The sequence below is a fragment of the Clostridium sp. CTA-19 genome, from assembly GCF_054767855.1.
On the sequence record NZ_BAAABH010000035.1, the window covers coordinates 1 to 12,959 of the forward strand.

The 12,959-nt window shown below is 27.5% G+C and carries 11 protein-coding genes, 7 tRNA genes and 2 other annotated features; all 18 genes read left to right on the plus strand.

The window, feature by feature from the left end; translation table 11 throughout:
* The first annotated feature begins 73 nt into the window (after positions 1-73).
* A tRNA-Ala gene (locus ACYUE0_RS15000) sits at positions 74-149 on the plus strand.
* A gap of 154 nt (positions 150-303) precedes the next feature.
* The gene (locus tag ACYUE0_RS15005) at positions 304-624 is read left to right on the plus strand and encodes a PadR family transcriptional regulator (RefSeq protein WP_061996451.1); all 321 of its coding nucleotides are present in this window, start codon (positions 304-306) and stop codon (positions 622-624) included.
* A 37-nt stretch (positions 625-661) separates the two neighbouring features.
* The gene (locus ACYUE0_RS15010) at positions 662-1,216 is read left to right on the plus strand and encodes a DUF1700 domain-containing protein (RefSeq protein ID WP_061996450.1); all 555 of its coding nucleotides are present in this window, start codon (positions 662-664) and stop codon (positions 1,214-1,216) included.
* A 1-nt stretch (position 1,217) separates the two neighbouring features.
* Entirely contained in the window at positions 1,218-2,150 is a 933-nt protein-coding gene (locus ACYUE0_RS15015; protein ID WP_460271297.1) for a DUF4097 family beta strand repeat-containing protein, read from the plus strand.
* Between the two features lie 183 nt (positions 2,151-2,333).
* Positions 2,334-2,846 (plus strand): HD domain-containing protein, encoded by a 513-nt coding sequence (locus ACYUE0_RS15020; protein WP_061996448.1) that lies wholly within the window; start codon positions 2,334-2,336, stop codon positions 2,844-2,846.
* Positions 2,847-2,892: 46 nt separating this feature from the next.
* Positions 2,893-3,408 carry a transcription repressor NadR gene (locus ACYUE0_RS15025; protein ID WP_061996452.1) on the plus strand — a complete coding sequence of 172 codons (516 nt, stop codon included), beginning with the start codon at positions 2,893-2,895 and terminating at the stop codon, positions 3,406-3,408.
* An 11-nt stretch (positions 3,409-3,419) separates the two neighbouring features.
* Positions 3,420-6,113, plus strand: coding sequence for a UPF0182 family protein (locus ACYUE0_RS15030; protein WP_061996447.1), 2,694 nt, complete (start codon positions 3,420-3,422; stop codon positions 6,111-6,113).
* Between the two features lie 71 nt (positions 6,114-6,184).
* Positions 6,185-7,579 (plus strand): FAD-dependent oxidoreductase, encoded by a 1,395-nt coding sequence (locus ACYUE0_RS15035; RefSeq protein WP_460271300.1) that lies wholly within the window; start codon positions 6,185-6,187, stop codon positions 7,577-7,579.
* Between the two features lie 12 nt (positions 7,580-7,591).
* Positions 7,592-7,828, plus strand: coding sequence for a DUF1667 domain-containing protein (locus ACYUE0_RS15040; RefSeq protein WP_061996445.1), 237 nt, complete (start codon positions 7,592-7,594; stop codon positions 7,826-7,828).
* 54 nt (positions 7,829-7,882) lie between these two features.
* Positions 7,883-8,083: a binding site (T-box leader), on the plus strand.
* Positions 8,084-8,218: 135 nt separating this feature from the next.
* Positions 8,219-8,419 (plus strand) — a binding site (T-box leader).
* 57 nt (positions 8,420-8,476) lie between these two features.
* Positions 8,477-9,751 carry a serine--tRNA ligase gene (gene serS, locus ACYUE0_RS15045; RefSeq protein ID WP_061996444.1) on the plus strand — a complete coding sequence of 425 codons (1,275 nt, stop codon included), beginning with the start codon at positions 8,477-8,479 and terminating at the stop codon, positions 9,749-9,751.
* 196 nt (positions 9,752-9,947) lie between these two features.
* Positions 9,948-10,039: transfer RNA gene (locus ACYUE0_RS15050), tRNA-Ser, on the plus strand.
* A gap of 8 nt (positions 10,040-10,047) precedes the next feature.
* Positions 10,048-10,138: transfer RNA gene (locus ACYUE0_RS15055), tRNA-Ser, on the plus strand.
* A 34-nt stretch (positions 10,139-10,172) separates the two neighbouring features.
* A tRNA-Ser gene (locus ACYUE0_RS15060) sits at positions 10,173-10,264 on the plus strand.
* 60 nt (positions 10,265-10,324) lie between these two features.
* Positions 10,325-10,416 (plus strand) — tRNA-Ser (locus tag ACYUE0_RS15065).
* A gap of 13 nt (positions 10,417-10,429) precedes the next feature.
* Positions 10,430-10,520 (plus strand) — tRNA-Ser (locus ACYUE0_RS15070).
* Between the two features lie 127 nt (positions 10,521-10,647).
* Positions 10,648-10,724: transfer RNA gene (locus ACYUE0_RS15075), tRNA-Arg, on the plus strand.
* A gap of 241 nt (positions 10,725-10,965) precedes the next feature.
* Entirely contained in the window at positions 10,966-11,631 is a 666-nt protein-coding gene (locus tag ACYUE0_RS15080) for a response regulator transcription factor (RefSeq protein WP_460271303.1), read from the plus strand.
* Positions 11,632-11,638: 7 nt separating this feature from the next.
* A complete protein-coding gene (locus tag ACYUE0_RS15085) occupies positions 11,639-12,841 on the plus strand; it encodes a sensor histidine kinase (RefSeq protein WP_460271305.1) in 1,203 nt (400 codons plus the stop codon).
* The last annotated feature ends 118 nt before the right edge of the window (positions 12,842-12,959 follow it).

A 12,959-nucleotide genomic window follows, 5' to 3' on the forward strand; every position in this document is an offset into this window, starting at 1 on the left:
GCTCAGTTGGTTAGAGCAACCGGCTCATAACCGGTAGGTCCGGGGTTCGAGTCCCTGAAGGTCCACCATATTTGGGGGTATAGCTCAGTTGGGAGAGCACCTGCCTTGCACGCAGGGGGTCAAGAGTTCGAATCTCTTTATCTCCACCAAAACAGTTCAATTGAACTGTTTTTTTTATTGTTTAAAATTAAATTTGAAATATTACCCAAAAATATCATTGCAATTTCTAAAAAAAGGTATATAATATAACTAAGTAGTGATTATTAATCACTAGTGAATAATATATTTTACAAGGGGTTTTTTATGAGTATACAATTTAAAAAAGGAGTATTAGAAATGTGCGTTCTTATGTTATTATGTAAAGAAGATTTGTACAGTTATGAACTTGTTAAAAGCTTAGATAAATATATAAAAACAGCAGATGGTACATTATATCCGTTATTAAGAAGATTAACATCAGATGGATATCTAACCACATATTTAGTAGAATCCTCAGAAGGGCCAGCAAGAAAATATTTCAGATTAACAGAAGAAGGAAGAATAAGAGCTAAGAGTTTAAAAGAGGAATGGTTAGATTTTTGTAGTAAGATTAATTTATTTATTGAGGAAATAGATAAAAATTAGGTTGGTATAATTTATAAAGGAGTTTAGGAGGAATAATATGAGTAAAGATGAGTTTTTGGCTCAATTAAGAAATGGACTTAAAGAGTTAGATAAATATACTTTAGAGGATATTTTAAAAGATTATGAAGAATATTTTATACATGGACGAGAAGAGGATAAAACAGAAGATACTATCTGCAAGGAACTTGGAACCCCAGAGCAAATTATAGAAAATTTATGTGAACAAGGAATAATAAATAAAAATCATTTAATAGCTTCGAATAAAAATAAAATAACTTATAGTTCCTTAAATATAATAATACTTGTTATATTAAATTTAATACTTGTTAGTATACTATTTCCTATAGTATCAGGAATAATAGGAGTAGCTATAAGTATGGTAATTTCATTACCATTTGTAACAGTTGGAACTATAGGTTTAATATTTACAACTATAATAAATAAATTAACCATATTTCCACTATTTTGTTTATTAACTATATTATCAGCAATGATTTTAATATTGATAGGAATATATTTTTTAACCTATGGATTTATAATTTTATCAAAAAAATATATAAACTGGAATAAAAAATTTGCTAGAGGTGAGTAGTATGAGAAAATTTCATAAAATTTTAAAGATTATGGCTATAGTATGTTTTTGTACCTTTACAATAGGATTGCTAGTTTCTATAAAAACATTTGATTTAAAAGAATTAAGCAATAAAAATTTGGATTTAAATAAAATTTCAAAATTTGTAATGAGTGATGTTGAAGAGGATAATAATGCTAAACACTTAAATAAGGAAATAGATTTAAATGAATTTAAATCTATTTCCATAAAAAGTGATATATCCAATATACAGCTAAAAGAAAATAAAAATATAAAGAATTTAAAGGTTACTGTAGATTATAAATATAAAGGTGATATAAATATAAAAGAAAATACTTTAAATATAGAAAGCGTTAATAGTGAAAATATGGAAAATAATAAAGGTGGATATAAAATATTATTAGAAGTTCCGAAAGGATTTAAAATTAATAAGCTAAATATAACAAATCATTTGGGAAATATAGAATTAGATGATATTCTATTTGAAGGTTCAGATTTAAGTTCGGATTTTGGATCTATACAAGTAAATTCAAGAGAATATATTTTAGTAAATAATATTAATGCTACTGTTAACATGGGAAAATTAGAGATAAACAATGTAGACTGTTTAAATGGAAAATTAACTAGTGATATGGGTAGTATTAAATATAATGTTAATAATAAAGAGGATGAAGATTATGGAAGTTTAAGTATTAAGTCTAGTGCAGGTGGTATCAATGCATGTTTTGAGTATTTAAATAGAAATTTAATATTAGAAAATGATATGGGGTTAGTTAAATTGAAAGTTAAAAATGAAGGAAAAAATATAGATTTAAAAACTTCTAATAATATGGGGAAAATTAAGAATAATTTTAAAATTGTAGAAGATACAAGTATAAATAAAAGATTTAATGTTGATATTAAAAATAATATGGGAGCTATAGAAATAAACTAATTTAAGTTGAAAGCTATAAATTTAGTATAATATAAATATATTTTTTAGAGAAAATAATTAATATAAAAATATATTTAAAAGCTAAATTTATAGCTTTTATTTTTGAAAATAAAATAATAATATTTAAAAAAATATTGTTAAGATGTATTATTGAATATAGTGTTAAATAAAAAGGAGAATATTATGTTTTTTTATAGAGTTGGCCAGTTTTTTAAAGCAATAACTGCAAAAGTCACAGAAGATGATATTATTTTTATTAATAACTACTTAAGTCATAAAGAAAAAGAGTTATTTTTCAAATTAAAGGTTTATGACCAAAAACATTGCATTGATGTAGCTAAAGATATAAAAATTTATTTTCAAAAAAACAACATAAAGAATGAAGATTTAAGTATTTTAAAAAATGATTTGATAAAAGCAGGGCTATTGCATGATATTGGAAAGATTAAAAAAAATTTAAATCCAATACAAAAGTCTATTTTAGTGATTTTAGATAAATTTTCAAAAGGCAAACTTAAAAATTTAGATAATATTAAAGCTATAGACATATATTATAATCATGATAAAGAGGGATATAAACTACTTAAAGAGAATAATTATAGCAAAGAGTTTTTAAATTTAGTTAAAAATCATCATAACTATGATATTGATAGTGTAGAAATAAATATTTTAAGAGCCAGTGATGACAAAAATTAAAAAGAAACTAAAGCCAAATAAATTACTAAAATCAAAGGAGGATCTTATGAGTTCAAAAGAACGTAGAGAGGATATAAAAGCTATATTTTTAGAAAGTAAACTACCGATAAAAGGTCAAGAATTGGCAACAAAATTTAATGTAACAAGACAGGTTATAGTAAAAGATATAGCTATATTAAGAGCGGAAGGAAATAATATAATAGCTACACCAGAAGGATACTTAATTACTAGGTATGAAAACACTAAAATTAGAAAAGTAATAGCAGTAAATCATGATAGAGAAGATGTATATAAAGAATTAAAAACTGTAGTCAAATATGGAGGTATAGTTGAGGATGTAATAGTAGAACATCCATTGTATGGAGAGATAAAAGCTACATTGATGATTAAAAATTTGAATGATGTTGAAAAGTTTAACGATAAATTTGATAAGTCGGAAGTAGAGCCATTATTTAAATTAACTAATGGAATACATATACATACTATAACTGTAGATAGTATTGAAGATATGGAAAATATTTTAAAAGAGTTAAAAGATGAGAATATTTTAATAGATAATTAAGAGGTGATAAGGTGGCAAGTAAAAAAAGAATAGGGTTATATAGTCTTATATTAATAGCTGTTATATTAGGTGCAATAGTGTCAGGTATAAGTATAATAGTAGACTATCAATGGTTTAAAGAAATTGGATATTTACCTATTTACTTTAAGCAAGTAGTATCAATATTAAAACTTATGATTCCTATATTTATGATAATATTTATAGCAATTACACTATATTATTTAAGTTTAAGACCTAATATAAGAAAAGTTAAAAAGGTAATAGAAATAAATAGAAAAGATGAGAAAAAGAAATTAAACAAATTTTTGTTTATAAATGGTATTATATCTTTAATAATTTCTTTTATATTTTCTTTTTCATATTGGTATAAAATATTAGAGTTTAAGGACTCTACTAGTTTTAATATTTCTGACCCTATATTTAATAAAGACATATCTTTCTTTATATTCAAATTACCACTTATAAGGTCTTTATATAATATGGGAATTACATTAGTTGTAATGTTAGTTATAATTACGTTTATAATGTATATATCTTTTGTTACAAAGGATAAAATAAAAAATAAGATAGTAAAAAATAATATAATAAAAGATTTAAAAAGTGGAATGACAACTTTTGCTGGAAAACAGTTAGCTGTTTTAACAGCATTAATAATGATTTTTTTAGCAATAGGTTATATGGTTAAAGGATGGGATTTAGTTTACTCTCCAAGAGGGACAGTTTTTGGTACTAGCTATACAGATGCGAAGGTAAGCTTGAAATTTTATAGAGCTATATCAATAGCATCAATAGTTTGCTCTGTAGTAGTATTTTTAAGTGTAATAAGAAAAAAATTTAAGCCAATATTTATGTCTGTTTGTTTAATAGCAATTTTAATAATAGGAGAAAATATAGCATCTATAGGAGTACAAGGTTTTGTAGTGCAATCTAATGAAAAAACATTAGAAAAGCCTTATATAGAGCAAAATATAAAATATACAAAACTAGGTTTTAATATAGATGATATAGAAGAAAATAACTTTGATGTAAACAATAATTTAGTAGGAAAAGATATAGAGGACAGTAAAGATATAATTGATAATATAAAAATAAATTCAGTAAAACCAGCTTTAGAATTCAATAACCAATTTCAATATATAAGATATTATTATGGATTTAAAGATATGGACATTGATAGATATAATATTAATAATAAATACAGTCAAGTTTTTATATCTGCTAGAGAATTAGATTTAGATAAACTAGATGAAAATTCTAATACATGGCAAAATAGACATTTAGCATATACTCATGGTTACGGCGTTACCATGAGCAAGGTAAATTCTGTTACAAGTGAAGGACAGCCTGATTTTGTTATTGGAAATATTCCTATAGAAAATGAAACTGATTTAAAATTAGATAATCCTAGAATATATTTTGGTGAAAGTACAAATGATTATAGCATTGTAAACACTAAATTAGGAGAAATAGACTATCCTATGCGTGGAGAAAACATCACTAATAATTATGATGGAAATGCTGGAATAAGCATGAATTTAATTAATAGAGTTATGTTTGCAATAAAATATAAAAATCCTAAATTTTTACTTTCGCAAGATATAACGAAAGATAGTAAAATACTGATTAATAGAAATATAATGGAAAGAGCTAAAAAAATAGCTCCATTTATAAAATATGATAAAGATCCATATATTGTAGTTGAAGATGGTAAGTTATATTGGATATTAGATGGATATACAGTAAGCAATAAGTTTCCATTTTCTCAACCAATTGACGGAATTAATTATATCAGAAATTCTGTTAAAGTAATTGTAGATGCCTATGATGGAACTACAAATTTTTATATATCTGATAGCAGTGATCCAATAGCTCAAACTTATGCTAAAATTTTCCCTGAATTATTTAAGTCTATAGATAAAGTGCCTAGTAATTTAAAGTCACATTTTAAGTATCCAGAAGACTTATTTAATATACAATCAAGAGTACTGGGAAAATATCATGTAAAAGATGCAGGAATATTTTATAATGGTGATGATGTTTGGACTATTTCAAGTAATAAAGAAAAAATTGATGAAGAAGAAAAAGAAAGAGATGCGTCATATGTTATAATGAGGTTACCTGGAGAAGAAAAGGATGAGATGGTTGTTTTAGAGTATTTTAATACAAAGGGAAGAGATAATATGGTATCCATGTTTGGAGTAAGAATGGATGATGAAAACTATGGTAAAATGTTTTTATACAAGTTTCCAACTGGAGGTACTGTATACAGTCCTATGTTATTCCAAAAGAAAATACATCAAGACCCAGAAATTTCAAAAGAGCTTTCTCTTTGGGATACAAAAGGTTCAGAGGTTCAATTTGGAGATACTATAATAGTTCCTATAAAAGATTCTTTATTATATGTAGAACCATTATATCTAAGAGCAGCAGGAGAAAAAAGTATTCCAGAAATGCGTAATGTTATAGTTGGATACTCTGATAAGATTGTGTTGGCACCAAGTGTAGATGAGGCATTAGTTCAATTATTTAACTATGAAGATAAAAATACAGGTAAGGATAATAACCCTAATTTAAATAAAAACGAATTAAATGAAATTAAAGATATATATAATAAAGCTATAGAATCACAAAAGCAAGGGGAATGGGGCAAATACGGTGATTATATAAATGATTTAGGTGAAAAATTAGATCAATTATTGAAATAGATAAAAAATATTTTAAATGCTCCAATCATATTAAGACTGGGGCATTTAAAAGTTTGTAATATGGAGGATATATGGATTATGATGTATTAGTTCTAGGTGGCGGAATGATAGGATGCGCTGTAGCCTATGAACTTTCTAAATATAATTTAAATATAGCAGTAATAGAAAAAGATTATGACATAGGAGCAGATGCTGCTCTTATTAATAGTGCAACAGTATATGATGGTTTGGAATGTAGTGATAGTGTTAGCTCATCACTAATAAGAAAAGGAAACTTAATGTTTGATGAATATACTGAAAAATTTAATGTCCCTTTTAAAAGAATGGGGTCTTTGTATGTTGCAAAAGATGAAGAGCAATCAACATATATTAAAAACATGTTTGAAAGAGCAAAGCTTAAAAACATAAGTGATGTAAGATTTTTAAAAGGTGATGAAATATTTCAATTTGAACCTAATTTAGATAGAAATGTTAAAGAAGCGGTATATTTACCTAACACAGGTGTAGTTTGTTCTTATGATTTAGTATTAGCATATGGTGAAATTGCTTTTGATAATGGAGTTAAATTTAGATTAGAGGAAGAAGTTTTAAGCATAGAAAAAATATCTAAAGGTTTTAGAGTTGAAACGAGTAGAAATAAATTCACTTGTAAAATTGTTATAAATACCACTGCAGAGAAACATCTTGGTGAAGATTTAAATAGTAATTTTATAGAGGATGCTGTAAAAAATAATTTAAAATACATTATGGTTAATAAAAATTATAGAAACTCATACTCTAATATAATATTTGATGTAGATAGTAAAGAAAGAAGATATATAAGACCTACAATGGATGGCAATATAATAGGGGCAGTAAGTACTAAAAAAAATATAAGTTATAATAAAGTTATAGATAAATTATCATCTATTTTAGGGTCTTTTGATAGCCATAAAGTTAAAATGGTATTAGATTGGACTTTGTATGATGAGCCAGTTGTAATTGATGATAGCATATCTGAAGATGGTTACTTAAATGTGGTAGTGAAGCATTTTGGAAAGGTCACAATGACACCAGCTATAGCAGAAATAGTTTGCAAAATAGTTGTAAATAATTTCAACTGTATATTAAAAAAGGATTTCATTGATAGACGAAGAGAGTACTATAAATTTAAAGATTTAAGTAATGTAGAGAGAAATAACATAATAAAACTTGATGAGAATTATGGAAAATTAGTTTGCTTATGTGAGGGTATAACAGAAGGCGAAATAGTTGATGCTATAAGAAGACCTTTAGGCGCAAGAACCCTTGAAGGGGTGCGAAGAAGAACAAGTGCTGGACTTGGAAATTGTAGAGGGGCTTATTGCAATCAAATAATAACAGATATTTTGGCAAGGGAAACTAATAAATCAATGTTAGATATAGATAAGAATACAAAAAGTTCTAAAATTGTCTTAAATAGAATTAAAGAATTTGATACAATGTAAAGGTGAAGTAACATGGAAAATAAAGATATATTTACTACGGTAGTAAGAGTAAAAGGTTCGGATATTTATTGTTTAGTTCCGGTAAAAAGTACTAAACCAATAAAAAAAGATTTTTGGATTGAATGTTCTAAAGCTTTATGTAGAATACATGTAGGACCGCCTATAAATATGGGGGATATAGTATGTAAAAACATACTAAATACAGGGGTTGACATAGTGGCTACAAAAAATATAAAAAAAAATATTTAGAATAGCTTGACAAAATTCAAAATACAGATTAAAATGATTTTAAAGTTAATAAAAAACAAACCGTTGATGAGAATAGTAATAAATTTTTAGTATCAAAGAGAACTAGTGGTTGGTGTAAACTAGTATATTAAATTTTATGAATCCGCCTCTGAGGGACTGTGATGAGCAGTACGGCATAGCCGTTATTTGAATTAAGAGGAATAACCATATGGTTATTCAATTAGGGTGGCAACGCGGAGTTTATCCGTCCCTGTTTAGGGATGGCTGACTCTTTTTTTTATACACTTTTTTATAAAAATAAGCCATAAAAGCTAAAAAAATATAAAAAATATTTAGAAAAGCTTGACAAATGACAAAACAATTATTAAAATGATTTTAAATTAATAAGAAAACAAACCGTTGATGAGAATAGTAATAAATTTTTAGTATCAAAGAGAGCTAGTGGTTGGTGTAAACTAGTATATTAAATTTTATGAATCCGCCTCTGAGGGACTGTGATGAGCAGTACGGCATAGTCGTTATTTAAATTAAGAGGAATGACCATATGGTTATTCAATTAGGGTGGCAACGCGGAGTTTATCCGTCCCTGTTTAGGGATGGGTTGCTCTTTTTTTTATACAAAAAAATAAAACATTAGGAGGAAATATCATGTTAGATTTAAAAAAAATTCGTAATAATCCAGAAGCAATAAAAACAGCATTAAATGATAGAGGGGAAAACTTTGATGTTTCAGTTATAGATGAAGTTGTAGCTTTAGATCAAAGAAGAAGAGACATACTTGTTGAGGTTGAAGAGTTAAAAAATAAAAGAAATACAGATTCTGCAAAAATACCAAAATTAAAAAAAGAAGGCCTACCAGTTGATGAAATAATGGCTGAAATGAAAGAATTAGCAGATAAGATAAAAGGTTTTGATGTAGAACTTAATGAAATAGATGAAAAAATAAAATATATAATGTTAAGAATACCAAATATACCACATCCAGATGTACCAAATGGAGATACTGATGAGGATAATGTAGAGGTTAAAAAATTTGGAGAACCTAGAAAATTTGATTTTGAACCAAAAGAACACTGGACAATAGGAACTGATAGAAATATATTAGATTTTGAAGCAGGCGGAAAAATTACAGGTTCAAGATTTACAGTTTACAGAGGGTTAGGAGCAAGACTTGAAAGAGCAATAATAAGCTTCTTCCTAGATAAACATGTAGATGAAAATGGATATACAGAAATATTACCACCATACATGGTAAATAGAAATAGTATGATAGGAACAGGACAATTACCAAAATTTGAAGAGGATGCATTTAGAGTAGCAGACACTGACTACTACTTAATTCCAACAGCAGAAGTTCCTGTAACAAACCTATATAGAGATGAGATTTTAGATGGCACAAAATTACCAATAAAACACGCAGCATATAGTGCATGTTTTAGAGCAGAAGCTGGATCAGCAGGAAGAGATACTAGAGGTCTTGTAAGACAACACCAATTTAACAAAGTAGAACTTGTTAAATTTGTTAAACCAGAAGAATCTTATGCAGAATTAGAAAAATTAGTTAAAGACGCAGAAAGTGTATTACAAGCATTAGGTTTAGCATACAGAATAGTTAGAATATGTAAAGGAGACTTAGGATTTACTGCTGCATTTAAATATGATTTAGAAGTTTGGATGCCAAGCTATAATAGATATGTAGAAATATCAAGCTGCAGTAACTTTGAAGATTTCCAAGCTAGACGTGCAAACATTAAATATAGAGATGAAAATGGAAAACCAAACTTCATTCACACATTAAATGGATCAGGTGTTGCTATAGGAAGAACTGTAGCTGCAATTCTTGAAAATTATCAAAATGAAGATGGAACAATTACAATACCAGAAGTGCTAAGACCATACATGGGTGGAAGAGATTTCATCTAAACTTGTGACAATAAAATACTTAACTAGAGGTAAATCTCTTTAATTTTACATTAAGAGATTTATCTCCTTAAGTAATTAATTTTATTGCCTATATATAATATGTAGATAAACAGTAAAAATTTAAATAAAACTATCAAATTTTATAAAAAGACCTTGACAGTTAAGGTTAAAATAAATATAATAATATGTGTGACACGGAGAGATGGTCGAGTTGGTTTAAGGCACCGGTCTTGAAAACCGGCGTACGTGATGAGCGTACCGTGGGTTCGAATCCCACTCTCTCCGCCAAACTTTAAGGAGAAATACTCAAGTGGCCGAAGAGGCGCCCCTGCTAAGGGCGTAGGTCGGGTAACCGGCGCGAGGGTTCAAATCCCTCTTTCTCCGCCATATTGCATTAGTCACAATCAAATAAAATTAAAATGGAGAGATGGTCGAGTTGGTTTAAGGCACCGGTCTTGAAAACCGGCGTACGTGATGAGCGTACCGTGGGTTCGAATCCCACTCTCTCCGCCAAAATTTTTTTGATAAGAAGAGTTTGATAATTCAAACTAGCTAGAAGTTAATAATTAATGTGGAGAGATGGTCGAGTTGGTTTAAGGCACCGGTCTTGAAAACCGGCGTGCGTGATGAGCGCACCGTGGGTTCGAATCCCACTCTCTCCGCCAATTTTTTTTATAAGGAGAAATACTCAAGTGGCCGAAGAGGCGCCCCTGCTAAGGGCGTAGGTCGGGCAACCGGCGCGAGGGTTCAAATCCCTCTTTCTCCGCCATAGTAAAGGACTTATAATATTAAGTTCTTTATTTTTTTATAAAAAGTAAAAATGAAATTACTATATTTTAGTATAATATATTGACATATCAGTGTATTATTGATAAAATATATTTGTTTTTAAATATGCGGTGGTAGCTCAGTTGGATAGAGTAGCTGGCTACGAACCAGTTGGTCGGGAGTTCGAATCTTCTCCGCCGCACCATAAACCTAGTAATCTTAGTGATTACTAGGTTTTTTTATTATTTTAATATGTTTGGGAAGTAATATTGAAAAATTAAAATATACCTTCTATACGGATAATATTAAAACTTTGTTATAATAGTTATTGTTTAATTCATTAAAATGATTCAATTAATAAGTAAAGAGAAATAAGTTAGCAATATAAGATTTAATGTATAATAAAAAATAGTTAAATTAAGAAAAAGGAGATAAAGGAGAAAAAAATGGTTAATATTTTGATAGTTGAAGATGATGATACAATAGCTTTTGGAATTAAATCGTTTTTATTGAAAAACAATTACAAAGTTGTTCATGGAAAAAATTTAGAATCAGGAAAAGAGCTTTTAAAAACAGATATAGATTTAATATTACTAGATTTAAACCTTCCAGATGGATCAGGATTTGATTTTTGTCATTATGTAAAAAAAATTAAAGATATACCTATTATTTTTCTTACTGTTAGAGATGAAGAAAGTACAATAATAAAAGGATTAGATATGGGTGGAGATGACTATATTATAAAACCTTTTAAATTAAGTGTCTTACAATCTCGTATTACTGCTGTTTTACGTAGAACACTTAAACAGAACGTGAAAGAAGATGTTTTATTGTGTAAAAATATTAAAGTAATAAAGTCACAAACAAGAGTTTATAAAAATAATAATGAAATAGAATTGACTGTTGGTGAGTATAATTTATTACTACAATTGATAGAGAATAAAAATCGAACATTGACAAGGACAGTCTTATTAGAAAACCTATGGGATGTTCATGGAGAATTTGTAAATAATAATACACTATCAGTAGCAATAAAACGTCTTAGATGCAAGTTGGAAGATGAATCTTTTATTAAAACAGTTAGAGGAATAGGCTATAGGGTGGAGGATTAAATTTTATATGAATAAAAATAGTATGAAAATATGGTTGTTTACTAGTTTCGTATATATAACATTTTTTTGTGTTATATTTTATGGTTTTACTTACAAACAATCAGAGAAGATTTTTTATGAAAGAACTGCACAACTTATAGCAGTTGGTGTTAATGGTAATCCTGATATTGAACAAGCTCTAGTATCGTCACTAAAAAAGAAAAATGAAACAGAGATTAACAAAGGCAAAGAAATATTAGAGCAATATGGTTATTTTGAAGATTCTAAAGTTATTTTTAATAATCATCAAATATTTAGTAAAGTATTTATTAGTGTTTTATTATTAATTTCTTTACTATTTTTTTATTTTGGAGGCTCACTGGTAGTGTCAAATTTTATAAAGTGTAAACGTATAAAAGCTTTAACAGAATATCTTTATGACATAAATCAAGGGGTTTATAGAATACAGACTGATAAAAAAGAAGATGACTTTTCAATTTTAGAAGATGAATTATATAAAACAGTTATGATGCTTAGAGAAAGTAGGGAAAAAGAAAAGAAAGAAAAAGAAAAACTATGTAATAATCTTGCGGATATATCCCATCAGCTCAAAACCCCTCTTACGTCCATGTCATTAATGGTTGAATTATTAGAAATCAGCTCTATTGAAGGAGAAGAGGCCTTATATATTGAAAGCATTTCAGCACAGATACAGCGTTTAAATTATTTAGTATCGTCATTATTAATACTTTCAAAAATTGATGCAGATGCAATGATATTGGAATATAAACCTATTAATGTTTATGAGCTAATAGGTGTGGCTGTTGAACCTCTACATTTAATGATAGAAAAAAAGAACCAACAGCTTCTTATAAAAGATAATAGTGATGTGTTTTTTTCTGGTGATTTTTATTGGACTAATGAGGCTATTCTAAATATAGTTAAAAATTGCTCTGAACACACACCAAATGGAGGAGAAATTTCTATAGATTATAAACAAAACCCTATATGTACACAAATAATAATTGAAGATAACGGCGAAGGTTTTAATAATAAAGATATTCCACACCTGTTTACTAGATTTTATAAAGGATCAAATTCATCTAAGGACAGTGTGGGAATTGGACTTGCCCTTTCAAATTCAATAATTAAAAAACAAAATGGTGAAATTATTGCTATGAATAAAGAAACAGGAGGAGCACAATTTATAATAAAATTTTATACAAATTAATTATGCATAATAAAATAAATGAAAAGTGAAATATGATACCAATCTTTGACTTTTCATTTATTTCATATACTTTAACCATGTCACCAATATGTAAGTTAAGAAAGGTAAAATAATGGTA